We start from the raw sequence: 24,508 nt of genomic DNA on the forward strand, positions 1-24,508 counted from the left end.
CGGCGAGGCGTAGCTTTACGGCACTTGTGAATATCGCCCGCTACATATCGCGCCGCATGGACGGAGCCGACTCCGGCTCCTTCACCCACTCCGTGACGCGCATTGCCACGGTCAGCATTGCGCTGGGCATTGCCGTGATGATAGTGTCGTTCTCGATTCTGCACGGCTTCCGCGAGCAGATTCAGAATAAGATATTCTCCTTTGGGGCCCACTTGCAGCTCTCGCGCTACGACACCAACAACTCGCTCGAAGTAGCGCCCATTTCCGAGCCCGAGCTGCGCCGCCAGCTGGCCCGCTACCCGCAGGTGACCTCGGTGCAGCCCTTCGCCCGCAAAACGGCCATCATCAAAACCACCGACGAAGTGCTGGGCGTGGTGCTAAAAGGCGTGTCGGAAAAGCACGACCTCAGCTCGATGCGCCAGAATATGGTGGCGGGCAAGTTTATCAGCTTTACCGACACGGCGGCCAGCAACGACATCGTTATCTCGCGCAAAATCGCCGACAAGCTGCGCCTGCAAGTGGGCAGCCCGGCGCTGTTTTACTTCATTCAGCAGCCGCCGCGCATTCGAAAGTTTCGGGTGGCCGGTATTTACCAGACCGGCCTCGATGAGTTTGACGAGGTGTACGTGCTCGGCGACTTGCGCCAGATTCAGGAGCTGAATGCCTGGCCCGACTCCCTGGTAGGCGGCCTCGAAGTGCGCCTGCGCGACTTTTCGCGCCTCGACCACACCTTTGACCAGTTCTATGAGCAGTTGCCCTACGAGGTGCGCATCGAAAAAATTACTGACCAATATGCTCAGCTTTTCGACTGGCTCCAGCTGCTCAACCGCAACGTTATTATCTTCCTCATTCTGATAATTTTCGTAGCTACCTTCAACATGGTCGCTACCATCTTTATCATGATTCTGGAGCGCACCAAGATGATAGGCATCCTCAAGGCGGTGGGTGCTACCGATAATCAGATACGGAGCATGTTCTTCTTCCGGGGGCTATCCATTACGGTGAAGGGGCTAGTGATTGGCAATTTTATTGCCTTGGGATTCTGTGCGTTACAGTATTACTTCCGCATTATCCCCCTCGACCCCGAAAACTACTACATGGACCGGGTACCCGTGGCCTGGGACCCCCTCGTGATGGTGCTGCTCAACGTGGCTACGCTAGGGGCTTCGGTGCTGTCGGTGCTCGTGCCGACCTACATGATTGCCCGCATCAAGCCCATGGTAGCCATTCGGTTTGATTGAGGCACTGGTGCTGGCCAGCTGGCCAACTAGCGGGCGCTGCGCGGCAAAAGCCCGGCGTTGAGCGACAAAAATGGGCGGGTTTGGCGAACAAGATGTAATTTAGCCGGGCCAAATGGGCTAGTCAAAAATAAAAGCCGGGTGCAACCTGTTTACTGCTCGGTACGCTCTCTTGGGTACAATAACATTTCTTTTTTCATGAAAAATTTTCCTCGGCTAGCCGGCCGTATGCTGGCTCTGCTGCTGGTGCTGGGTGGCCTCGGGCTAAGCAGCTGCCACAAAGACGACACCACTACCGTGTATGGCAACTGGCAGAAGGGTAACTCTTTTCCTGGCACTGCGCGCAGCAACGCCGTCAGCTTCGTTGTAAATGGCATCGCATATGTAGGGACGGGCATCGATGCGAATAGCGTTAAATACAGCGACTTCTACTCGTTTAATCCTGCCACTGGCAGCTGGCTGCGCCTCACGCCCTTCCCCGGCGTAGCACGCTACAATGCCACGGCCTTCTCGGTGGGTAGTTTTGGCTACGTGGGCACCGGCTACGATGGCACGAATTACCTAAAGGATATGTGGAAGTTTGACCCTAGCCAGAACACGGCCACAACCACGACGGTTGGCACTACCGTAACGACGACTACTACCGCTGGCAAGTGGACGCAGATTGCCGACCTGCCCGCTAACCCCGGCACGACGGGCCGCTACGGCGCCGTAGCTGGCAGCGCCGGCAACTTTGGCTACGTGGGCTGCGGCTTCGACGGCAACAACGAGAAGGACTTCTATAAGTATGACCCTTCGAAAGACTCTTGGAGCACGTTTGCGGGCTTCCCCGGCGACAAGCGCACCAACGCCGTGTCCTTCACCATTAACAACGTAATGTATGTAGGCACGGGCATCAACAATGGCCAGTACGTGACCGACTTCTACGCCTATGACCCCGCGAAGGACGCTTGGACGGCGAAGAACCAACTGGCTAACATCAGCAACTCGACGGCCTCGTACGACTATAGCAAGGTGGCCCGCTCGCAGGCCGTTGCCTTCACAGTTGGCAACTTTGGCTACGTAGTCACCGGCAATAACGGGGCTGTAGCAACCTCCTGCTACCAGTATGACCCCGCGCAGGATATCTGGACCGCTATGAACCCCTTCCTTGGCGCGGGCCGCAACAGCGCCGTTGGGTTTGGCATTGGCAACTTTGGGTACGTGGGTACTGGCTACTCGGGCAGCACCCGCTTCGACGACTTCTGGACGTTTGACCCCAATGTCACGCAGCAATAAGCCTCATCTGGCCCTGGCCGTCTGGGGCCGGCTGCTGGCTATGCTGGGCCTGGTGGCACTGGCCGCCAGCTGCACCAATACCGCGAGCGACATTGGCGTCGGCCTGCCCGACGCCAATGTTGACACCGGAGCATTCCTGGTTGATACCCTGACGGTGCGCTCCTCGACGGTGCTGCGCGACTCGGTGCCCAGCTCCAACTCGAACTACCTCTTCGTGGGCCAGTATACCGACCCACTGCTGGGCAAGCTCACGGCACGCAGCGCGTTTCGGCTAGGGCTGACGGAACTCTTTACGCCCGACCCCACCGCCGTATTCGACTCCATCACGCTCGTGCTGAAGCCGGACAATTACCGCTACGGCGATACGACCAAAACGCAGGCGCTGGTAGAAGTACACCGGCTTAATACGGGTATCTCCTTTACGAAATACTCGTATACGTCGCCCAAGCTGACAACCATGGATTATGATTCAGTGAACTTGCTGAATTATAGCCCCGTGCTTAAAATCAATACGGCTCCCCGCGGCCGGGCGCGACCCAATATTACGACGCTGCGCCTGCCGCTGGACCCAGCTTTTGGTCAAGCGTTGCTGGCGAAGGGAAAGGCTGGCCAGCTGAGCACCCAGGATGACTTGGATGCTTACCTGCCGGGCTTGGTTATTACGCCGGCTGCCAACGATGAAGGCGCTCTTATTCGCCTGAGCGCAACTTCTGCCGATGCGGTGATGCACTTGTATTCGCACGTGCCGACCGACCCTACCACGGTCATTACCACCAACTTCTCGCTAGCTACCGGCTCCCGGCACTTCTTCCAGTTTCGCGTCAATCGCAATCTGGCGGGCGTGCCTAACCTCCCGCGCAAGTCCTTGGAGAGCGTGCCGTCGGCCCTTACCGGCGAGCGTACTATTATCGAAGGCGCGCTAGGCCTGCAAACCCGCTTGGAGTTTCCGTACCTGAAAGACCTGCGGCAGTTTGGCAACAACCTGACCATTACGAATGCGCAGATTACGGCCTCGGTGCCTACCAGTACACTAACGCCGTTCGTGCCGGCGCCGCCCGCGCTCAGCATTTACTACACCGATGCAAACAATCACCCGCTCGCGCTTTATCAGCCGAACATCACGTACAACACGAGTATCTCGACGCTGACGAGTATTGAGCAGGGCACGTACAACTGGTCGATGACCTCTTACATTCGAGCCGTGCTGGCCAATACTATTCCCAATAACGGTCTGCTGTTGGCATCGGCTACGCCCGATGTACCCAGCCGGGTATTTATCGGAAGCACCCGCAATACACAGAACAAGCTATCATTCCGCGTATACCTTATTCGGGTGCAATAGCCTAGCAAAGGTAGAAACAGCCCACAGGTACCCTTAAAAGCCCCGGCGCTGCTGCGCCGGGGCTTTTGCTTTGGTAAGCCATTTAAACTCGACTTCCTGCGCTTTCGGGAGACTTTTTGGCGGAATGACTGTTAGCCTAAAGTGTCTGACCAGCTTTTGCCGCCCGCCCCGCGCCCCGACCTGCTTCGGGTGTCGTATGATGATTACCGCGCCCTGCCCGCCATCGCCAACTCTGACTTATCGCGCCTGCGCGATGCCCTTGATGGCCGGCCCCCACGCGTCGACTCGGGCTCGGGGGCACTGAGCTTTGGTACTGCCTTTCATACAGCGCTGCTTGAGCCAACCGACTACCAGCCCGGCCAGCCTGGCCTCAACGATACGCTCATCTGGTGGCTCGTAGAGGGCGTGAAGCTCAATACCGAGCTCAACCGCCTACTCGAAAATGGACTGACCGAGCGCAGCGCCCTCTTCACCGAGCCTACCACCGATACGCTGTGCAAGCTGCGCGCTGACCTTGTGCTCGACCAGCCCGGCCAGCTCTACACCGTCATCGACTTTAAGACTACCATGGCCCGCGATGCCGAGCATTTCCGTTGGCAGTGCTCGGCCTACGACTACGACCGCCAGGCTGCCTTCTATACCGATGCGCTTCGGGCCGACCGCTTTTTGCTGGTAGGCGTGCAAAAGGTTGAGCCTTTCGGAGTTTTTCCTATCGAAGTGCCCGCCGCCATGCTAGCCGAGGGGCGTCGCAAATACCTGCACCTGCTCAAGTTGCTGCGAGCCCCCGCTACGGCGCCAGCCTACCGGGCCCAGGCTGTGCAGGCTGCTGCTCTGGCGCTTGGGCACGGGGGGCCTAGCCCTGAAGGCTAGCCAGCAGGGGCAGTAGGTGCGAGCGGTATTCCACTAGCCGCAATTCAGTAAAACGCCTGGCCTCTTTGCTAAAGGCCTTCGTGCCCACTAGCTGAGAGCTCGCGTAGAAACTGACGTAGGCTGCTAGGCTCCTGAAGATGCCGCACCAGCTGTATCAGGTAGTCGGTTTCGGCTCGCAAGCTGCGTTTTATTTCGCGCAGCCGGGTGCGCTGCTGCTTTTCGGAGCCGCTCCAAGGCGCGTTCTCTTCGGGCCGGCGCGCAGCTGCCAGCTGCTGGCTTAGTTGGGCTTGCTGCTGCGCCAGGGCCTCAGTATAGCGCTTTAAGAGGTCTTCGGCCTCGGCACTGGGTGAGGCAGCTGCCTCCGCAGTAGCTAGCAGCGAGAGTAGCGCCGCCAAGTCGTTGGCCGCATAGGCGGCCGTAATTTGTTGCATAAGCGCCGTTTGGGCCTGCTGCGCCGCGGCATTGGCCTGGGCGGCGCGGTCGGGATGATGCAGGCGGGCTAGCTGGCGATAGGCGGCTTTGGTGTTAACCAGCAACGCCTCGTTTTCTTGCGCAGTGGTTTTGGCCTGGGCAACCCTGGCTTGCTGGCGCTGCTGCCGGCGGCGAGTCTGGGCGGCGGCTGCGGCCTGCTCGTGGGGCAGCGGCTCAGCACTGGCTAGGGGGGCGCCCACTGCGGGTTCCGCTTCTACTGGTGGTAGAGGCGGAGCGTAGCGAGCCAGAATATCGGTTTCTTCTTCGCCGAAGCGTGCTTGCAAGCTACGTGCATTATATACCAGCAACTCGGTTACTTGCTGTTCTTCCGCGCGGTTGAGGTAGCCACTTAGCAACGCGGCTTCTAAGGGCGCATACAATGCCCGGCGGGCAGCTACGGCGGCTGCGGCCACCGGCCCCACCTGCTGCCAATAGGCCTGCCGGATAGCTGCTTGACTAGCCTGCAGGCGCTGCAGCTGCCCACGAAGCTCTTCCACTTCTTGCAGGGCATGGCGAAAAGCGAGCTGCGCCGGAGAGCTGGCTGGTGCGGCGTCTACCCGGTCGGGCAGCCAATGGCGTTCGGGTAGGGTATCAGTCACGAACCGCAAAGTTACAACAAAGCAAAACCCTGCTAATAGTAGTTTTATAAAAGCTCTGCGAGTAAATAAAACGAATAATTAGTTCGTTTTGCCAGGCCTTCTGCTAACAGTTATTTTGGAGTGAAATAAATTTATTTTTAAAATAATTCTGCAATTAGTTGCGCAATTAAAATAATTGTCACAACTTTGTCGCACTAAATCCCTAAAGTCATGTATCGCCCCCTGTCAAATCTCCGCAGCTTGGATAAGATGCAGCCAGAAAAACTGGTATGGCTCGGTACGTTTGCCTGATTTTAGCACCCGCTAAAACTGTTGCAACCCGAGCCCACGAAGCTCGGGTTTTTTGTTGTTAGCCGGTTATCAGCCGCTTAGCTTTTCTCCCCCGATGCTCACTAGTCCTTGCTATTGCCAGTTTGAGTTGCCTCAGCAGCCGTCGGCCCAAAACCGGCTGAAGCACCATAGCTCGGTTTTTCTTCGTGTAGTCCGCCCCGATAATCGGCGGTAAACCTCAAACGCAAGAAAAAGCCCGGCCTTAAAAACCGGTTTTTTTGTTTTTTAATTACCGAATAAAAAATGTTTTTTATTCGGTAGGGATAAGTATGTCTAATTGAAAAATAAATACTGGAGCCCTTTCCTGCTATTGCCTATTTTCCACTTCCGCCATCTCTCACCATGCGTTTCAACTTTAACCTGCATAATAAAGCGGCACCGATTCGCAACCACGAAAATGCACCTGTTTACCACTCTCGCCGGCGCTACAGCTGTACGCCGCCGTGGCTACGGCTGCCCTCAGCGACCAGCTTTACGAAAATGCCGATGGCCGGCTAGCCCGCCTGCGAGCACTGGTGGCCCAGAATGAGCCGCAGCTTGTGGCGCGGCTGGCAGTGTACGCCCGCGAGCAGCTGTACTTGCGCTCGGCGTGCGCGCCGAGCATGGTGTGGCCCTTATTGCTGGCTGGTCTGATAAGATATTCGGTGTGCTGGCGGCCCTCGAAAACGGCGATAGAGCTCTCCCCAAAATTCAGAAAATCGAGCTGTAACCTACGCAACCCGGCCGGGCTAATCAAGCGGAACCCCCGGCCGCTACCGCTTTTGCCGGAATTGGTGCCGTAGCTAGGGCCTGCTTCGGGCCGTAGCGGGCTAATAGCTAATAATCCTTGCGGCAGGTGGCAAAGCCGGGTAGTCTTGGCACTTATTGCTCGATTTTTTGAGAATTGGCCAAATAATTGTTTTACGCTTTACAGGCAGGTTGTAAGCCTGCACGACTTAGGCAAACGGCTGACCCCCTAATGGCAGTCGCTGGCCGGAACGGCTACCCGCCGGGGCCTTGCTTGCTCCGGCGGCCCGTTCCAAACCAGTCGCATTTTCCTTTTGTGAGTGCCGTAGGCTGGCGCTACTTCGTGGTAACGTTTTCGGGTGCAAGGCTTTGTACGCGCGGGGTCGAATCCTGGCGCTAGCCTGGGCTAGCGGCGGAAAAAACTGCGCCAGCCGCCTGTTGCCTCACTTCGCGGGAATACCTTCCGGGTGTCTTTCCCACCACCTTTTCTACCCTGGCCTAGCGCCGAAAACGCTTTCTGACTATGAAAACGCTTACGAGAACTCCATAGCTTTTCAACTGGGCCATACTCCGTAAGCTGCGCGGTAAGGCGGGCAGGTTCAAATCCTGCCCGCGCCCAATCATTCGGGGCCGGTGGCGAAACTGGTAGACGCACAGCTTCTTAAGCGGTCCGGTGCCAATTGCCTCATACTCATAATAGTACTGGTTTGGGTGCCGTAGCCCGGCCCTACTTCGCGCTGTTAATGCCCAGGACGCGGGTTCGAGTCCCGCCAATTGTTGCCTTGGCAACACCCCGTGCGCCGCCTGCATTGCTCGGGCAGTTGTATCACTGGAGAATTCAGGAAGAGAAATAAAAAATCCCTCGCTTGTTACTTCTTCATTTCCAATTTCAAGTTCGACAAATCATGGCCTCGCAACTACGCGGCAACGACCTGCGGCAGCTCGGGTTTCCCGAAGGCCGCGCCATTGGGCTGGCGCTAGCCCAGCTGCAACGCAAAGAATTCAAGCGCCTTGCGCAAAACGAGCAGCTTACGCTGCTGAAAACCATTCTGGCTAGCCCCCAGGATTTTCTTACCGACCTGGCCTGGAGCCACACGGCCGCCGCGCTGCTGCCGGCGCCGGCGCGGCACGTCGAGCTGGTGGCGCGCAAGGCGTACGCCACGTTCGGCGCCGAACACATCGACCAGAGCGCCATTCACCAAATGGAAACGGCCATGAAGCTGCCCGTGACGGTGGCCGGGGCTCTCATGCCCGACGCCCACCACGGCTACGGCCTGCCCATCGGGGGCGTGCTAGCCACTGATAATGCCGTGATTCCCTACGCCGTGGGTGTGGATATCGGCTGCCGCATGGCGCTGTCGGTGTTCGACCTGCCAGCCAAATACCTCACCCAGCGCACCCAGGAGCTGCGTAAAATCTTGCTCGACAACACCCGCTTCGGCAGCGGCCGGGGGTGGGAGCGGGGCCAGCGCCTGAGCCACGGTGTGCTCGACCGCGATGAGTTTCAGGCCGTGCCCTTCCTCAAAAACAAGCTTGCCACAGCTGCCGAGCAGCTCGGCACTTCGGGCTCGGGCAACCACTTCGTAGAGTTTGGGCTGGTCGACATCACCGACCCGGCCAATGAGTTGGGCCTGCCGCTGGGCCAGTACGTGGGCGTGCTCTCGCACTCGGGCTCGCGGGGCCTGGGTGCCAGTGTGGCCCAGCATTATACCGGCTTGGCCAAAGATGTGTGCAAGCTGCCCGCCGAGGCCCAGCACCTCGCTTGGCTAGGCCTCGACACCGAGGCTGGCCAGGAGTATTGGGCCGCCATGACCCTAGCCGGCGACTACGCCTCGGCCTGCCACGAGCACATTCACCGCCGGCTAGCCAAAGCGCTGGGCGAGAGGCCTCTGGCGAAAGTGGAAAACCACCACAACTTCGCTTGGAAGGAGCGTCTGGCCGATGGCCGCGAAGTCATCACGCACCGCAAAGGCGCCACGCCGGCCGGTGCCGGCGTGCTAGGGGTCATTCCGGGCTCGATGACAGCGCCCGGCTTTATTGTGCGCGGGCGCGGCGTGGCAGCTTCGCTCAGCTCGGCCTCGCACGGGGCCGGGCGCCTGCTGTCGCGCACTCGCGCCAAGGCCGAGCTGAGCGAGGCGCAGGTGCGTCGCCACTTGGCCGACCACGGCATCGAGCTCATCGGGGGCGGCCTCGACGAGGCGCCACAGGCCTACAAAGACATCCACACCGTGATGGCCAGCCAGCACGAGCTAGTGGAAGTGCTCGGCTCGTTCACCCCAAAAATTGTGCGGATGGACGGGGCTTAAAAAACTTATAGACGAGCTAAATCCGGCCGGGCCGCCCACTTCGTAAAGTAAGGCAGGCTCATCAGAGCCGTGTTTTCATAGCTCAGAAAGCCCGTCGCCTTTGGCAGCGGGTTTTTTATTTTTTAGGCTTTTCAGGGGCTGGCGGGCCGGGCAGCACGCGCACCGTGTCGCCCACCCGCAGGCGCCCTCCCTGAGCAATATGGGCCGTGAGGCCGCCGTGGCCGCGCATGGCATTGTAGCCGCCGGGGCCGAGCTCTTCTTCCATGCGCGAGCAGGGGTGGCACTCGCCGGTTATATCTAAAATAACTTCTTCCCCGATTTGAATCTGGCGGCCTTTCAGGGCAAGCAAGTTGAGCCCGCTCACCACCAGGTTGCGGCGCAGGCGGCCCGGCGCCACCGGCTCGGCTAGCCCCAGATAGCCCGCTACCGCCGCCAAGTGCTCGTGCTGAATCAGCGTAATCTGGCGCTTGCCGCCCGGCCGGGGGCTAGCGTGGTCACCGGCCAGGTGGCGGTCAGTTAGTACTTCTGCCTCGGGCACCGCGTCAGGGGCTTCTCGGCGGGCCCGCCGCAGGCCAATCCATTCCAGTCGGCCTTCCTGGGGCAGAGTAGCCAGCAGCTGGGCTACCGTCGATTTATCATCGCCAAAAAAGGGAAAAGCCATAGCAGACGGAAGAAAGGAACACGTAGGAGTACCGCCTGGGCGGCGGGTAGCCAGCCGCTAGGCCCCTATGCTACGTTTTGCTGGCTAAAATAGTCTACAGCTCATCAGGCGTGCCGAAGCCTTCCCGAATTTCGGGGTGACTGATTTGCCCACCCAGGTTACCCGCTCGCGCTAGCAGGCCAAAACTCAGCACCGCGCCCAGCAGCGTGCCCCAGGCCAGCTGCCGGGCCCGCGGCGCCCCGGGCTGCCGCTGGGCCAGCCCTAGCAGGGCCAGGGTGCCCGTAGCCACCAGCACCCAATAGCCCAGCCGCGCCGCCTGCGCGTGGTTTTGAATAAGTGCTTGGCTCACGCGCGGCATGTCTTTAACGACCTGCGCCGCGCCGGGGCCAGTGAGCTGGGCCGGCAGCCCGAGCGCCACGCCCAGTACCAGCGCCCAGAGCCCCGCGCGCAACACGGCATCTTGCCGCTTCAGCAGGCCGGCCGCCAGTAGCAGCGCGCCCGCTAAGGCTCCAAAAATGGGTGTATGATTGAACAGGAGGTGCCAGTGCGCTTGGTTCATGCTTGAAGGAAAGCCCGCGCCAGCTAAGAAGGCCAGGGGCCCGCAAAGGTAGCAAGGGCCCTAGCCGTAAGGGGGCGCGGCTGGCTAGTCGTTGCGGTGGGCGGCCAGCTTCTCGTGGTGGTTATCTTCCGCCTCTTCTACCGAATGGGTTTCGCCCAAGTCGTTGTCGGCCTTTGCTTTATCGGCTAGCAGACAATAAAACTGGTGAATAAGTCGAATTTCCTCCTCCGAAAAATCCTGCGCGTTGATGAGGCGATTGCTAGCCCCTTTGGTAGCCGCAATCAGCTCATTGAGCTTGAGATGCAACACCAGCGAATCTTTGTTCTGCGCGCGCTGGATGAGAAAGACCATCAAAAACGTTATGATGGTTGTGCCCGTGTTAATGACAAGCTGCCAGGTTTCAGAATACTTGAAAAGTGGCCCCGCCACTGCCCATAGCAGTACAATGCCTACCGCGCCTACAAACACAGCCGTGGTGCCCGAGTACTTGGTGATTTGTTCGGCTAAGCGGCCGAAAAAGGAAGCTTTGTTGGTAGATTGGGTAGAATCAGGCATTGAAAAAATAAAAAAACGCTCGGTATAGGCCGTGGCTAATATCTTGCCAAATAAGTAGTAAGGCGATGTGCGGAAGCTGAAGCAAGTATTTTTTAAGGGTAAAATCACGGCGGAATTTGAAAAAACCACGCGCCGTAGTACATTTGCACCCGCTTCGCCGCCTCAGCGAAGCCGGCCACTGAGCCGAAGCTACAAGTTACCGATTGCCTTCTGCGCACGTGGTGAAACTGGTAGACACGCCATCTTGAGGGGGTGGTGCCTTCGGGTGTGGGAGTTCGAATCTCCCCGCGCGCACGTAGAATAAAAAAGCCCGCTATACAGCGGGCTTTTTTGTGTTTTGGCTAGGCTATTTCTCAAATGGATTGGCGGGCACTACCAGCACTACCCGCTCGCGCTCTACCAGCACCTGGCCGGGCAGGGCGCCCTTGGGCTTGCGCACAAATTTTTTGGGCGTCACCGTGACCGGGCACAGCGAGTCGTGCTGGCGGCGCGAGTACCAGCCGGCCAGCTGGGCGGCGTGCGCTATCACCGGCTCCGGCACCGGCTGCCCTGCCCGGTGCCGAATAACGACGTGGGAGCCGCTCACGTCTTTGGCATGCAGCCACAGGTCGTCCTTATGCGCGTATTTCTGCGTCAGCAAGTCGTTGTTTTGCGCATTGCGGCCCACCAAGATGGTAAAGCCCCGGTCCTCAAATACCTTAAACGGTAGTTCGGTGGGTGCTTTGGTTGGCGTCGGGCTAGGGTCGAGGTTGTGCTGTTTGCGCCAGGTGCGCAGGCTCCGCAGCTCGGCCAGAGCAGGCTGGGTGTCCAGCTCTTCGAGCAACTCCAGCGCTTGCAGGGCTTCGGCTTCGCGGGCGGCTACGCGGGCTTGCAGCTGGCGCTCTTCAATCTGCTGGTTTTTGGCCTTGCGGTAGAGATTCTCGGCCGTGCGCTGTGGCTTTTCGAGCGGCTTGAGCTTAATAGCTACTGGCTCATTGGTGTAAAAATCAACGATTTCAACCTGGCTAGCCCCCGGTGCTATGGCGTGCAGATTGGCCATGATGAGGTCGGCGCGGTGGCGGTAGCCCGCCTCGTGGGCCAGCGCGTGCAGGCGCTGACTGGCCAGGTGGGCGCTGGTGCTGGCTTCGTCGGCCCGGCGTGTAAGCAGCTGGCGCAGTTGGCGGCGCTCGGTTTCGAGGGCGCGACGGGCCAGTGCCAGTGGCACAAAGCGCCGTAGCGCCCCGATGGGGTCGGTACCAGATAGCGTGTCTAGCACTTCGCCCAGCGGCACCAGGCTCAGCCGGGTGCGGCCGTCGAGGTAGATAAGGTAGTAATGGTGAGAGCTTTCAAGCTCGGCCTGCAGCTCACGGGCTAGCTGTTGCTTTAGCTCGGCGGGTGCTGGGTCGTAGCCGCGCTGCTCGCGCAGGTAGCGCGCCGGCAGGTCGGCCAGCGCGGGGGGTAGCTTGCCGGTAGGGCCGATAGGTGGGCTAGCCACACTAGCGGCGTCGGGTACGAGGTCGGCATCGGCCGTGTAGCGCTGGTGAAACAGCTGGGCCGGCGCGCCCGGCGCGGGCCGGAAAATAGCGTTGGGCCGGGGACCGTAGAGCTTAAACGCGAGTGTGGCCGCATCTTCCACGAAGTTGAGCTGCACTACTCTGTCTTGCGGCCAGGCCTCGACGCTCGCCACCGTGCGGCCCAGCAGCTCGGGCAGCAGGTCGACCGAGTTTTGACGGGCACGGTGGAAGCTCTCGGGCAGGGCCAGCGCTGGGAAAGCGGCCCCTAGCTGCGCTTTTAACCAAAATTCGCCGCCAGTTTCGCTCAGCAGGCCTAGCACCAGCTCATCCTTTTCCTGCGAAAAGCAGCTCGCCACGCGGTAGCCGCGCAGCCGCTCGGTGAGGGCCGGGGCTAGCTGGCGCAGGAAATAGTAGTTGGTGTGCATGAAAGAATCATTCTTGAGGAAGAGGCTCCAGCTTCAACAGCTTTATCAGTAAAGGGCGCGATTTACGAACTTCCAGCCAAAACGGTACTGTAAACAGTACTGTGCCAAAAAGCAGTATCTCGACTGGAATCAAGAAGCTAGAACTGAAATGTTTGACTACTAGCCAAAAGGCAGTGATGCCTAGTGCGCTCATACTCACTAAGCAAAGCCACAGAGTAGCTAAGCCCAGGGCTAGTGGATTCAATCGATGACGCAGCCGCAACCGACTGCCTGTAGGATATTCAGGCTCAACCCAGCCAGTTATCTGGGGCAGCATTGCGTTGCGACCTGTAATAACCCGGCTAATTTCAAAGTCCTTGACTCCTGCACGGCCTCTAAAAGGTAGGTCGGGCTGTGCTTTGAAAAAATCACGCCAGCCAAGTGGTGGCAAAATAGCCCCTCGTATGCAGGACAGTAATTCAGCTGGTGGCAGTGGTGAACGAATATTCTTCAGTAAACCACGGAATAAATCGCATGGATAATATGGCCGTCGGTTACGCATCTACCTCCACCACCAGCCCATCATACGCCAGCCGCACCCAGCCGGGCAGGGTAGTCTCTACCTCGCGGTGGCGGCCTAGCTGGTGGCTGATGTGGGTCAGGAAAGCCTGGCGCGGCCGCAATTCTTCCAGGATATTAACTGCCTCGCTCAAGGTGAAGTGGGAGAGGTGTGGCTCGTGGCGTAGGGCATTAAGCACGATAGTATCGCAGCCTTGCAGCTGGGTCATCGTGCTGTCGGGCAGAAAGTTGGCGTCGGTCAGGTAAGCTAGCCCACCGATACGGAAGCCTAACACCGGTAGCTTGTGGTGCATAGCGCGCAGCGGCTGCATAGGCAGGCCTAGCACGTCGAAGGGAGTCTGGTCGTCCAGGATGGGGTGTAGGCCCACCTGCGGCACACCAGGATACTTGTGCTCGGCAAACACGTAGGCATATTCGCGCTTGAGCTGCTCGATAACGCGCGGCTCGGCAAAAACGGGCATCTCCTGCTGCTGCCGGAAATTGAAGGCTCGCACATCATCGAGCCCCGCCGTATGGTCCTTGTGCTCGTGGGTAAACAAGATGCCATCGAGCCGGCTAATATGGGCGCGCAACATCTGCTGCCGAAAGTCGGGGCCGGTATCGATAACCAGGCTTCGCCCTTCCACGGCGAGGTGCACCGATACCCGCAGGCGCTGGTCGCGGTAATCGAGCGAGCGGCACACCGGGCAAGTGCAGCCTATCATGGGCACCCCCGAAGAAGTGCCCGTGCCTAGAAAGGTGAGGGTCATTCTTATAAATTATGAATTATGAATTAAAAACTATGAATCGGTGAGTGGGGCAAGGCCGTGCAGCTCAATTCATAACTCATAATTTTTAATTCATAATTAGTATCGCTAACCTACATACTGGCGCACTACGCGCACGAGGGCGTCAAAATCCAGCGGCTTGGGCAGGTAGTCAGTCACGCCGGCCTCGCGAAACTGCTCCATCGAGTAGTTGTTGGCATTGCCGGTGATGGCAATAACGGGCAGTTGATTGATGCGCGGGTCGGCGTGGGCCCGAATGTCGCGGGTGCACTCAATCCCATTGCGCACCGGAATATTAATGTCCATTAAAACCCCATCTACGGGCTGGCTTTCAAGCTGGCGAATTACCTCGCCACCATTTTTGGCCAGTACTATCCGGTATTTCTGCTGCTCCAGAATTTTGCGAGTCAGGCTGAGAATAACCGAGCTATCCTCGGCAATGAGGATGGTTTTGGGGGTAGCAGTTGGGGACATGTGGAAAAATACGAGTAAACAAGGAAAATAAAAGCCAAAATACTGGTCGGCGTGACTACTTAAGCATCGCTGGTAGTGAGCAAGCCGGGATAATTGGCGATAAAAAGGGCAAATAGCTGATTAAGCTCGGGCAGGCCGCTAGCCAGCACCTGCGTTTGCTGCTGCTTGATAGCTTTTTCCAAAGCTAAGGCTTGGGTTGCCAGCTTAGTCAGACCCAGCGTGCCGGCCGTGCCCTTGAGCTGGTGCAGCAGTGGGTGAAGCTTTTCTATCTCAGTAGCTTGCCAGTGCGCGTTTATCTGCGCCAGCAGGTCGGTAGTTTCCTCAATAAACTCGCCGTAGAGCTCGGCCGTGAACTCCTGACCCCCTAGCTGCAGTAGCTGCTTTAGCACTTCGGGGTCTACAATGGCCGGTGCGGGCGTAGTAGATTGTGTGGCCGTGGTGGTATCCGAGGTTGGGCCCGCTACCCAACGGGCTAGCATCTGGGCCAGCTGCTGGTGCTTTACGGGCTTAGCCAGGTAGTCGTCAAGGCCAGCTTCTACAAACCGGGCCGCGTCATCAGGCATCGAGTAGGCCGTCATGGCGATAATGGGCGGGCTAGCCGGACCCAGCTGCGCCTTGATGGCGCGGGTGGCTGCAATGCCATCAAGGCCAGGCATCTGAATATCCATGAGGATAATCTGATAAGCAGCATTCGGCGCCGTGGCCCGAGTGATGGCCTCGTAGCCATCGCTGGCGATATCCACCTCACAGTTCAGCTTGGCCAACAGCCGCGCCGCCACTTTCTGGTTGATGATGTTATCATCGACCAGCAGCACGCGGGCCGCGGGGCCCGGCAGGGCGTCCACGGGTGGGGGCGGAGCCGGGGCCGGGACCTCAGCTACTACCTGCGCCTGCGCTGGCACCCGGCACTGGATGGTGAACCAAAAAATGCTGCCTTCTCCCGCATCCGACACTACTCCAATGGTGCCGCCGAGCAGCTCGGCCAGCTCCTTGCTGATGGCTAGCCCCAGTCCGGTGCCGCCGTAGGCCTTGCTGGGCGTCGTATCGAGCTGGGTGAAGCTGGTAAACAGCCGGGCCGCGTCGGTGGCCGAAATGCCAATGCCCGAGTCTTGCACCGCAAAGCGCAGCGTATGGTACTCGCCCTCGGCCCGTGCCGACGACACCACTACGCTCACCGTGCCCTGGGCCGTAAACTTGATAGCGTTGGCAATGAGGTTGGCCAGAATCTGGAGCAGGCGCGTTTCGTCGGTAATGACGGTGGCCGGCGTGCCTGGCGCCAGGTGGCAGGTAAAGCGGAGGTTTTTCTGATTAGCGCGGTACAGAAACAGCGCCCGCAGGCGGTCGAGCAGGGGCTCGAGCGTGAGCGGGGCTTCGTTGAGCCGCATTTTGCCGGCCTGAATTTTCGACAAATCCAGGATGTCGTTCAGGATGGTCATCAGCGCCTCCGAGCTGGTGCCCAGCGTATCGACGTAGTCGGCCTGTTCGCCTGTGAGCGTGGTTTGGCTCAACAGGTCAATCATGCCGATGATGCCATTCATGGGTGTGCGCAGCTCGTGGCTCATGTTGGCCAGGAACTGCGTTTTGGCCTCTGAGGCGGCTTCGGCTTGCTCCTTGGCCAAGCGCAAGTCGTCCTGAATGCGGCGTATTTCGGTGATGTCGCGGGCAATGCCTTCGGTGCCGAACCGCGTGCGCCGGGCATTGATGAGCACGCTTACCGGGTAGCCGTCGTGGTGGCGCAGCTGGGTTTCGAAGTTGCGTAGCTCACCCTGCTTGCGCAGTTTCTGGCGCAACTCCTGGTGTTGCTCGGGCTGCCAGTAAAAATCTTCGATGCGGTAGCTAAGGGCCTCTAAGGGGCTATAGCCCAACACCTCACGCAGCGAGGGGCTGAGAATGGTAAAGCGGCCCTCGCGGTCGGTGCGGTAGTATACATCCTGAAATGACTCGAAGATGGACCGGAATTTTTCTTCCTGGGCCGCCAGCACCAGCTGCGAGTTTTTGCTGGCCGTAATATCCTGCGCCTGCGCCGTTATCTCGTCAAACGAGCCATCGGTGAGGTAGATAGGCGCCAGGCTCACGCTCAGCCACACGCTAGGGTAGCGCGGCACGCGCAGGTGCACTTCAAACTGCTGCGACTCACCGCGGGCGGCGGCCAGATAGCTGCTGCGAAAGAGTTCGCGCGTAGCCTCATCGGTAAGGGCAATGTCATTTTCCAGCACGTTGAGACCCTGGGTGGGCAGCACGCCGTTGCGTCGCTGGTAGAAAGTGGCATAGTTACCGTTGAACGACACGAGGTGCCCCCGCCGGTCTACGTTCCAGATAAGCTGCGAGCCGCTCTCGAAAATGGCATTTAGTCGGGCATTCTGGCGGCCCACATATTCTTCCTGGCGCTTGCGGTCGATAGCCAAGGCCACTTGGCCCGAGATAAAGTGCAGAATATCAAGGTCGGCGGGTGTGTAGAGGTCGGCTCGGTCGTATTCCTGCACCGCCAGTACCCCGATGGTCCGGTCGCCCACGCTCAGCGGCGAGGCTAGCAGCACGGCGGGCAGGCGCCCAAAGGCCGTCATTTCGCCGGTACGCATCAGGCGCAGTAGGTCGGCCTGCGTGAAGAACATGGGCTGGCCCTGCTCAATCACGTACTCGGTAATGCCCAGCGAAAATGGCCGCCCATCGCCCTGCTCGAAATAGGCATGCTGGTCGACGTAATACACGAATTGGAGGTGAGTGCGGGCATCGTCGCAGAGCGCGATAAAAATATTATTCGTTTCAATCACCTTGCCCAGCTCGCGGTGAATGGCCCCGTAGAGCGCCGGCAGGTCGTGGGCCGAAATAGCCAGGTTGGCAATACTGTAGTAGACCTTTTGCAGGCGCTCAGCCTTGATGCGGTCGGTAATGTCGTGCAGCACGGCCCTAGCGCTGGGCAGGCGGCCCGGCTGCTGCTCGCAGCTCACCGAGCCGATAAGGTGCACCGGGCGGCCAGCCTTGGTCAGCAGCACGGTTTCGAGCTTATTGAGGGCCTGCCCTTCGTAGAGGCGGCGCAATTGGTAGAGCAGCTTGGCGCGGTAGTAGGGGTGCACTACATCGGTAAGCGGGCGGCCCAGCAGCTCCTCCTCGGTATAGCCCAGCTTCTCTTGCCCGGCGCGGTTCACAAACAGCAGCAGGTTGGTGGCGCTCAGGTGCAGAATGAGGTCATGCGAACTGTCGAAAAACTCACGCAGGTAAGCCGGCTCCGGTACCAGGGCCGGGGTGCGCGTGGTTTTGGTGCTGTTGAGGGTATAGCCGATGGTCCACAGGCCAGTAATATGCTGCTGCTCATCGCGCAGCAGCTGCGACTGCCACTGAATGACAATAGTTTCGCCCTGCTTCGTAAGAAGCTCCAACTCATAATATTCGGCGCAGGGCACCTCACCGCGCAACACGCTCAGCAAGTGCGCCTGGCGCTCGGCCTGCTGGGCTGGTGGCGTTAGCAGCTGATGATAGGAGTGGCCAACTATCTGCGCACGCTTGTAGCCGGTTAGCTGCACGAAGGTGTCGTTCACCTCCGTCATGCGCCCGCCCGCGTCGAAAACCACGTAGGCAAGCTGCAGCTGGTCGAACATGTGCGCGGTAGCCGGTAGTTGCGGCCCCGAAAGTTGAGCGGGCATAGAGTGCTACAAACGCATTGCCGGGGCCGAAGTTATAGCTGGCAAAAGCGGTAGAAGTAGATTTGGGCGGAATTTACGGCCGCCGCGCCGTTTTACCTAGTCTGTGCCCATTTCTTCTCCCCGGCTGGTTTTCGCCGTCACCACCGACCTAAGCTACGACCAGCGGATGCAGCGCATCTGCACCAGCCTGGCGAAAGCCGGCTACAGCGTGCTGCTAGTGGGCTGGCAGCGCCCACAGTCGGTGCCGCTAGGGCCACAGCTTTATCAACAGCACCGGTTGCGGGGCTGGTTTCAACGCGGCAAATTATTTTATCTGGAGTATAACCTGCGGCTGTTTTTTTATTTGCTGGGGCAGCGCGCAGCTGCTTGGGGCTGCGCCGACCTCGATGCCGCGCTGCCTACGTGGCTGCGCGCCCAGCTAGGGGGACAGCCCTTTGTGTACGACGCCCACGAGCTTTTCACGGAGGTGCCCGAGGTGGTGGCCCGGCCCGGTGTGCAGCGTGCGTGGCGGTGGGTCGAGCAGTTTGTGGTGCCCCGTGCCCGGCTGCGCTATACCGTGGGCCCGGCGCTGGCCCGGCTCTTCGAGGCGCGCTATCCGGGGTGCGGGTTTGCGGTGGTGCGCAATGTGCCGGCGGGCCCACCAGTACCTCCCGCTAGCCCCCCGCTGCCCCCCATCGGGCGGCCAGTGCTGCTTTACCAGGGCGCCCTCAACGTGGGCCGGGGCCTGGCCGAGCTGCTGGCGGCCATGCCTCAGGTGCCGGCCCGGCTCGTAATTTGTGGCGAGGGCGACCTTTCGGCCACGCTGCGTGCCCAGGCCGCCCGGCTAGGGCTGCTGGCCTCGGGGCAGGTCGAGTTTCGGGGCTACGTGCTGCCGGCCGAGCTGCGCCGGCTCACGGCCCAGGCCACGGTGGGCATTATGCTGCTCGAAAACGTGGGCCTGAGCTACTATTACTCCTTGGCTAATAAGTTTTTCGATTATGTGCAGGCGGGCGTTCCGCAGCTCTGCATCGACTTTCCCGAATACCGCGCCCTCAATGCCCAGCACGAAGTGGCCGAGCTGGTGTCCGACCTGGCGCCCGCCACCCTGGTCGCGGCGTTGGCCAGGCTGCTACCCGGCGGCCAGCCCGCCGCCCACTACCAGCAGCTGGCCGCCCACTGCCGCCAGGCTAGCCAGGAGTGGAACTGGGAGCGGGAAGAAAAAACGTTGCTAGGGCTTTATGCTATGCTTAAGTTAAAATAAAGAAGGAAGTAAGAGTTGCCGTTACGGTAGCTGTTACTGTCTCCTTCTCAATTCTTTATTTCTACTAATGCTTCCTCCTGATATTCTTGCTCGGCTGGCCCCCATAGCTGACGACCCGCGCCCGGTGCTACTCGCTGTGGCCGGCCCCACCGCCGTGGGCAAAACGGCCCTCACCGTGGCACTGGCTCAGCAGCTAGACACCGAAATCGTATCGGCCGACTCGCGCCAGTTCTTCCGCGAGATGAGCATTGGCACGGCCAAGCCTACACCCGAGGAAATGCAAGGGGTGCCGCACCATTTCATTGATTCGCACAGCATTACCGAAGACTACAGCGCCGGGCGCTTCGCTGCCGAGGCCGAAGCGCTGCTAGGTCGCTTATTTGCGAGCTATCCGGTAGTCATCGCCACCGGCGGCTCGGGGCTCTACTTGCAGGCCCTCACCGATGGCCTCGACGAACTGCCGCCCGTGCCGCCCGCCGTGCGCCAGCAGCTCCAGCACGAGCTGGGTGCGCAGGGGCTAGCCCCCCTCGTGGCCGAGCTGGCCGCTACCGACCCCGTAGCCCACGCGCGCCTCGACCTGCAAAACCACCAGCGTGTACTGCGCGCCCTTGAAATAACGCGCGGCACGGGGCGGCCCTTTTCGAGCTATCACCTGGGGCCGACGGCCGTGGCGGCCAAGGCGGCGGCCAGGCCGTTCCGGGTGGTGAAAATGGCCCTCACCCGTGAGCGCGAAGAGCTGTACCAGCGCATCGACCAGCGGGTGCTTCAGATGCTGGAGGCTGGCTTGGTGGCCGAGGTGGAGCGGCTGCTGCCTTTCCGCGCGCACAATGCGCTGCAGACGGTGGGCTACCAGGAGATTTTTGGCTACCTCGACGGTGCCTACGACTACGCCGAGGCTGTGCGCCTGCTTCAACGCAACACCCGTCATTACGCCAAGCGCCAGCTCACCTGGCTGCGCCGCGATACGGGGTATGAGTGGGTGACAATGAGTGAATGAGTAAGGGGGTGAATGAGTGTATGCTATTGTTGTCATTCACTCATTCACCCCCTTACTTATTCTTATACGCTCAATATCTCCACCATGCGCATAAAGCTCTGGTTTATCACCTTGCGCTTGTTGATGGTGTCGTCGAAGGGCGTGTAAGTGAGCTTGCGGTCCACGATGCCAGCCATCACGTTTTTCATGCCATTGAGCAGGCCTTCCACGGCTGCGATGCCGAGCTGCGAGGCTAGCAGGCGGTCGGCGGCCGTGGGCGAGCCCCCGCGCTGAATGTGGCCCACGATGGTTACGCGGGTATCGAGCTGCGGAATGGCTTCCTTCACGCGGCGGGCCACGTGGTGCACGTTGCCTTCTTCTTCGCCCTCGGCCACGATGACGATAAACGAGGTTTTGTGTCGGGCATAGCTGCTTTGCAGCGTTTCAATTACGGCATCTACGCTCATGGCCGTTTCGGGCACCATCACGATTTCGGCGCCGCCGCCAATAGCGCACGGAATGGCGATGTAGCCCGAGTCGCGGCCCATCACCTCCACAAAAAAGCAACGGTCGTGCGAGTCGGCCGTGTCCCGGATTTTGTCAATCGCCTCCAACGCCGTATTCACGGCTGTGTCGTAGCCGATGGTGTAGTCGGTGCCGTAGAGGTCGTTGTCGATGGTACCCGGCGCGCCCACCGTCGGGATGCCAAATTCCTTCTCGAAAATGGTGGCGCCCGTAAACGTGCCGTTGCCGCCAATGGCTACCAGCCCCTCAATGCCGTGGTTCACGAGCTGGTCGAAGGCCTGCTGCCGGCCCTCCTTGGTCATGAATTTCTGCGAGCGGGCCGATTTCAGGATAGTGCCGCCGCGCTGCACCGTATTCGACACCGAGGCCGAATCCATGCGCACAAACTCGCCCTTAATCATGCCGCTGTAGCCCCGCATGATGCCGTATACTTCGATGCCGTGGTACACGCCCGCCCGCACCACTGCGCGCAGGCAGGCATTCATGCCCGGCGCGTCGCCGCCACTCGTAAAAACTCCGATTCTCTTCATGGTCAAAAGTCAGCTTAAAGCGCCCACCGCCAACCTAGGGTTGGCTTTAAGCCCGCAAAGGTCGGCAACCAACTGCACTTGCCGAAGGGAGCTGAACAATTTGCACAGACATTTTTTTTTAAGTTGCGTAGAATAGGATGAAAACGCGAAGCACAGTCTTGGTAATTAAGGAGTTTGTGCTTACTTTTCGCTGTCTCATCGCCCACCCTCAACCCACACGCTTATGTTTGGTTTTTTCGAAAACGAGCAGGCTAAAAAAATAAAAGGCCACCTTTGTAATCTTGCCGCTCTAGCCAAAGCCGATGGTCATGTAGATGACCGGGAGATGAATTTTATTATTACGGTTGGCAAGAAAAACGGCGTGTCGGCCGCGGAAGTGCGCAAACTCGTAGCTGGCCAGACGAACTGTATCTCTGACCTGCCCGGCAACGACTCCGAGCGCTTCGACCAGATATTTGACCTCGTCGACATGATGCTGGCCGACGGCATTGTAGACGAAACCGAAATGGATTTTTGCATCATGATGGCCGAAAAGCTCGGCTTCCGCAAAGCCATTGTAGGAGTATTGGTGCGCAAGATTTCGCAGGGCGTGAAAGACGCCGTGCCCCGCGAGCGCGTCAAGGAAGAAAGCCTAACCTTCTTGAATTACAACGACTTGCCTGTGCGCTAGGTACTAAATAAATGCGTGAGGGGTGAAGGAGTGAGTGTGCTTGGTGGCATTCACTCCCTCACCCCTCACGCATTTATTTAGTGCTGATGGCCCGCAGCAGCCCCGCCACGGCCGCGTCAATCTCAGCCTCGGTAATGGTGAGTGGCGGGGCAATGCGCAGCGAGTTGTCACAAAACAGGAACCAGTCGGTGAGAATGCCCTCTTCAGCCAGCGCCCGGTCGATAATGGGCTTGAGTACCTCAAACGACTCGAACTCCACGGCCATCAGCAGCCCGCAGTTGCGCACTGACCGAATAGCCGGGTGCACCAGCTGCGCCCGCAGGCGCGCAGCTTTGGCCGCCACGCCAGCCAGCAGGTTTTCTTCCTGAATGACTTGCAGGGTGGCCAGCGAGGCTGCGCAGCTTACTGGGTGCCCGCCAAACGTGGTGCAGTGCCCCAAAATCGGGTTGGTCTGGAAGCCCACCATAATCTCGGGCGAGGAAATAAAGGCTCCGATGGGCATGCCGCCGCCCATGCCCTTAGCGCACACCAGGATATCGGGCACCACGCCAAACTGCTCGAAGGCCCACTGCGTGCCCGTGCGCCCAAAGCCACACTGAATCTCGTCGAGGATAAGCAGGGCGCCTACCTCGGTGCAGCGCTGGCGCACAGCCGGCAGGTAGCCGGGCTGCGGCAGGCGCACGCCGGCCTCGCCCTGCACGGTTTCGAGCACTACGGCGGCCGTGTGCTCGGTGATAAATGCCAGGTCGGCCAGCTCGTTGTAGCGCAGGTGCGCCACATCGGGCAGCAGGGGCCGGTAGCTGTTTTTGAAGCCCTCGGAGCCCGTGATGGAAAGTGCGCCGTGCGTAGAGCCGTGATAAGCATTGTAGGCCGATACCAGACCAGTGCGGCCGGTATGGCGCTTGGCGAGCTTGAGGGCGCCCTCAATGGCCTCGGCGCCCGAGTTGGTAAAGTACACCGTGTCGAGCGGGGCGGGCAGGGTGGCGGCCAGCGCCTGGGCTAGCCGGGCAGGCGGAGCTTGCACCAGCTCGCCATACACCATCAGGTGCAGGTACTTATCGAGCTGCTCCTGAATGGCTTGCAACACACGCGGGTGGCGGTGCCCTACGTTGCTGACGCCAATGCCGGCTATTAAATCCAGAATTGGCCGGCCCTCCGGGGTGTACATATACACGCCTTCGGCCCGCTCAATTTCGAGTAGCAACGGAAACTCGGAGGTTTGAGCCTGGTGACGCAAAAAAAGCTGGCGGGAGGTAAGCATAACGCCCGCAAAGGTACCGCCGCTAGGGTAGGTGCGGGGCTACTGCTCGCCGGTGGGGGGCGCCGCTGGCTGACCAGCGCCCGCCACGCGCTTAAGCACTTCCTTGGTAAAGTCGCGCTCGGCCTGGTAAAGCTGGGCCACCTGGCGCAAGCTCAGTACCTTCTGCAGTTTGTCGAAATAATCTTTCTCCAGGTTAAGCTGCTGCTGACGCAGGGCAAAGTCCTGCGTAAAGTTGTCGCGCAGCTGCGCATCGCTAAGGGCAGGGCTAGCCGCATCGCGGCGCAGCAGGCGCGCCGTACGGTTCAGCTCGCGGCGCTTGCCAATAAAATCATTATAGAGCGGCCAGAAGCGCTGAGCCTGGTCTTGGGTGAGCGAAAGGCGCGAAGTGATAAACGCAATTTTGGCGTTGTCGAGCTGTGTGATACTGGTGCCCATCTGCCCTGGCCGGCGTGCCTGGGCCTGGGCTGGCTGGGCGGCTACCACTGTAGCCAGCAGCCAGCTACTTAAAAGAACTACTCGTAACGAATTCATAACTAAGAAACAAGGGAGCTTACAAGAGGCCGGCCTCTTCGGCGGGCTGCGCATCGAGCGCTTCGGTAAGCTCAGTAGAAGAAGGCTGCAAATACTGCTTGGTGATGCCCAGGTGATGGGTGGGCAACTCGGCTAGCTCCAGCATATCCACGTGCGTTTCGCCGCTGGTAAGGTACTCCACCAGCTGGGCCGGAGGCACGGCATCGAGGCTGGCGGCCTTAGCCACCGGGCTATGCAGCGACGCCCCCCCTAGCCAGAGAGAGGCTGCAAAAGTACCCAGCAGCAGTGTCGAGGCAATACCGGTGCGCAGGTAGGCCGGGGCACGCAGCAGCCAGGCTAGCGGCTGCGAGGTGCGCGCGGCCGGCGGGGCTACCTGGGCCATCACCCGCGTAGGCAGCTGCTCGAAATAGCCGGCCGGCGGGCTGCTCAGCGGCTGGGGCCGGCGGCGCGGGTGCTCATCGAGTCGAAAAGGCGTTTTCATG

Annotated in this window: 21 protein-coding genes and 1 tRNA gene; 10 read left to right on the plus strand and 12 right to left on the minus strand. The window is 59.8% G+C overall.

The window, feature by feature from the left end; translation table 11 throughout:
* Positions 1 to 26: 26 nt before the first annotated feature.
* The 4 genes from J4D99_RS09910 to J4D99_RS09925 all read left to right on the plus strand — a co-directional run bounded on the left by J4D99_RS09910 (position 27) and on the right by J4D99_RS09925 (position 4,728).
* Entirely contained in the window at positions 27 to 1,241 is a 1,215-nt protein-coding gene (locus J4D99_RS09910; RefSeq protein WP_309509581.1) for an ABC transporter permease, read from the plus strand.
* Positions 1,242 to 1,436: 195 nt separating this feature from the next.
* Positions 1,437 to 2,516 (plus strand): Kelch repeat-containing protein, encoded by a 1,080-nt coding sequence (locus J4D99_RS09915; protein WP_208131544.1) that lies wholly within the window; start codon positions 1,437 to 1,439, stop codon positions 2,514 to 2,516.
* Positions 2,500 to 3,858, plus strand: coding sequence for a DUF4270 family protein (locus tag J4D99_RS09920; protein WP_208131545.1), 1,359 nt, complete (start codon positions 2,500 to 2,502; stop codon positions 3,856 to 3,858). The genes J4D99_RS09915 and J4D99_RS09920 overlap by 17 nt, the downstream gene beginning before the upstream one ends.
* Before the next feature lie 141 nt (positions 3,859 to 3,999).
* Complete coding sequence (locus J4D99_RS09925; protein WP_208131546.1) at positions 4,000 to 4,728, plus strand: PD-(D/E)XK nuclease-like domain-containing protein; 729 nt, start codon at positions 4,000 to 4,002, stop codon at positions 4,726 to 4,728.
* Between the two features lie 68 nt (positions 4,729 to 4,796).
* On the opposite strand, the gene J4D99_RS09930 is transcribed toward J4D99_RS09925, so the two are convergent.
* Positions 4,797 to 5,798 carry a hypothetical protein gene (locus tag J4D99_RS09930; protein ID WP_208131547.1) on the minus strand — a complete coding sequence of 334 codons (1,002 nt, stop codon included), beginning with the start codon at positions 5,796 to 5,798 and terminating at the stop codon, positions 4,797 to 4,799.
* Positions 5,799 to 6,571: 773 nt separating this feature from the next.
* Here J4D99_RS09930 and J4D99_RS09935 point away from each other — a divergent pair.
* Both J4D99_RS09935 and J4D99_RS09940 read left to right on the plus strand, forming a co-directional pair.
* The gene (locus tag J4D99_RS09935) at positions 6,572 to 6,910 is read left to right on the plus strand and encodes a hypothetical protein (protein ID WP_208131548.1); all 339 of its coding nucleotides are present in this window, start codon (positions 6,572 to 6,574) and stop codon (positions 6,908 to 6,910) included.
* An 849-nt stretch (positions 6,911 to 7,759) separates the two neighbouring features.
* Positions 7,760 to 9,160, plus strand: coding sequence for an RtcB family protein (locus J4D99_RS09940; RefSeq protein ID WP_208131549.1), 1,401 nt, complete (start codon positions 7,760 to 7,762; stop codon positions 9,158 to 9,160).
* 115 nt (positions 9,161 to 9,275) lie between these two features.
* Here J4D99_RS09940 and J4D99_RS09945 read toward each other — a convergent pair whose 3' ends face one another.
* The 3 genes from J4D99_RS09945 to J4D99_RS09955 form a co-directional block, all read right to left on the minus strand.
* Positions 9,276 to 9,821 carry an MOSC domain-containing protein gene (locus J4D99_RS09945; RefSeq protein ID WP_208131550.1) on the minus strand — a complete coding sequence of 182 codons (546 nt, stop codon included), beginning with the start codon at positions 9,819 to 9,821 and terminating at the stop codon, positions 9,276 to 9,278.
* A gap of 94 nt (positions 9,822 to 9,915) precedes the next feature.
* Complete coding sequence (locus J4D99_RS09950) at positions 9,916 to 10,380, minus strand: DUF2231 domain-containing protein (RefSeq protein ID WP_208131551.1); 465 nt, start codon at positions 10,378 to 10,380, stop codon at positions 9,916 to 9,918.
* A gap of 84 nt (positions 10,381 to 10,464) precedes the next feature.
* Complete coding sequence (locus J4D99_RS09955) at positions 10,465 to 10,935, minus strand: low affinity iron permease family protein (RefSeq protein ID WP_208131552.1); 471 nt, start codon at positions 10,933 to 10,935, stop codon at positions 10,465 to 10,467.
* Positions 10,936 to 11,147: 212 nt separating this feature from the next.
* Between J4D99_RS09955 and J4D99_RS09960 the strand changes: the two genes are divergently transcribed.
* Positions 11,148 to 11,229, plus strand: a tRNA-Leu gene (locus tag J4D99_RS09960).
* A 52-nt stretch (positions 11,230 to 11,281) separates the two neighbouring features.
* On the opposite strand, the gene J4D99_RS09965 is transcribed toward J4D99_RS09960, so the two are convergent.
* From J4D99_RS09965 to J4D99_RS09980, 4 genes are all read right to left on the minus strand, one after another.
* A complete protein-coding gene (locus J4D99_RS09965) occupies positions 11,282 to 12,853 on the minus strand; it encodes an NFACT RNA binding domain-containing protein (protein WP_208131553.1) in 1,572 nt (523 codons plus the stop codon).
* Between the two features lie 533 nt (positions 12,854 to 13,386).
* Entirely contained in the window at positions 13,387 to 14,160 is a 774-nt protein-coding gene (locus J4D99_RS09970; protein WP_208131554.1) for an MBL fold metallo-hydrolase, read from the minus strand.
* A 105-nt stretch (positions 14,161 to 14,265) separates the two neighbouring features.
* Entirely contained in the window at positions 14,266 to 14,652 is a 387-nt protein-coding gene (locus J4D99_RS09975; RefSeq protein ID WP_208131555.1) for a response regulator, read from the minus strand.
* Positions 14,653 to 14,711: 59 nt separating this feature from the next.
* Entirely contained in the window at positions 14,712 to 18,293 is a 3,582-nt protein-coding gene (locus J4D99_RS09980; protein ID WP_208131556.1) for a PAS domain S-box protein, read from the minus strand.
* A gap of 103 nt (positions 18,294 to 18,396) precedes the next feature.
* Here J4D99_RS09980 and J4D99_RS09985 point away from each other — a divergent pair, with 103 nt between their 5' ends.
* Positions 18,397 to 19,533 carry a glycosyltransferase gene (locus J4D99_RS09985; RefSeq protein ID WP_208131557.1) on the plus strand — a complete coding sequence of 379 codons (1,137 nt, stop codon included), beginning with the start codon at positions 18,397 to 18,399 and terminating at the stop codon, positions 19,531 to 19,533.
* Positions 19,534 to 19,600: 67 nt separating this feature from the next.
* Complete coding sequence (miaA, locus tag J4D99_RS09990) at positions 19,601 to 20,530, plus strand: tRNA (adenosine(37)-N6)-dimethylallyltransferase MiaA (RefSeq protein WP_208131558.1); 930 nt, start codon at positions 19,601 to 19,603, stop codon at positions 20,528 to 20,530.
* Positions 20,531 to 20,592: 62 nt separating this feature from the next.
* On the opposite strand, the gene pfkA is transcribed toward miaA, so the two are convergent.
* On the minus strand, positions 20,593 to 21,564 hold the full coding sequence (pfkA, locus tag J4D99_RS09995; protein WP_208131559.1) for a 6-phosphofructokinase: 972 nt from the start codon (positions 21,562 to 21,564) through the stop codon (positions 20,593 to 20,595).
* Between the two features lie 325 nt (positions 21,565 to 21,889).
* Here pfkA and J4D99_RS10000 point away from each other — a divergent pair, with 325 nt between their 5' ends.
* Positions 21,890 to 22,234, plus strand: coding sequence for a TerB family tellurite resistance protein (locus J4D99_RS10000; protein ID WP_236018608.1), 345 nt, complete (start codon positions 21,890 to 21,892; stop codon positions 22,232 to 22,234).
* Positions 22,235 to 22,307: 73 nt separating this feature from the next.
* On the opposite strand, the gene J4D99_RS10005 is transcribed toward J4D99_RS10000, so the two are convergent.
* The 3 genes from J4D99_RS10005 to J4D99_RS10015 are packed head-to-tail and all read right to left on the minus strand — an operon-like array spanning position 22,308 to position 24,507.
* Positions 22,308 to 23,495 (minus strand): aspartate aminotransferase family protein, encoded by a 1,188-nt coding sequence (locus tag J4D99_RS10005; RefSeq protein WP_208131561.1) that lies wholly within the window; start codon positions 23,493 to 23,495, stop codon positions 22,308 to 22,310.
* Positions 23,496 to 23,534: 39 nt separating this feature from the next.
* Positions 23,535 to 24,026: a hypothetical protein gene (locus tag J4D99_RS10010; protein ID WP_208131562.1), complete on the minus strand. Its 492-nt coding sequence runs from the start codon at positions 24,024 to 24,026 to the stop codon at positions 23,535 to 23,537.
* 19 nt (positions 24,027 to 24,045) lie between these two features.
* The gene (locus J4D99_RS10015) at positions 24,046 to 24,507 is read right to left on the minus strand and encodes a hypothetical protein (RefSeq protein ID WP_208131563.1); all 462 of its coding nucleotides are present in this window, start codon (positions 24,505 to 24,507) and stop codon (positions 24,046 to 24,048) included.
* Between the last annotated feature and the right edge of the window lies 1 nt (position 24,508).

The sequence above is a fragment of the Hymenobacter sp. BT559 genome, from assembly GCF_017571525.1.
In the GTDB taxonomy this organism is placed as follows: domain Bacteria; phylum Bacteroidota; class Bacteroidia; order Cytophagales; family Hymenobacteraceae; genus Hymenobacter; species Hymenobacter ginsengisoli.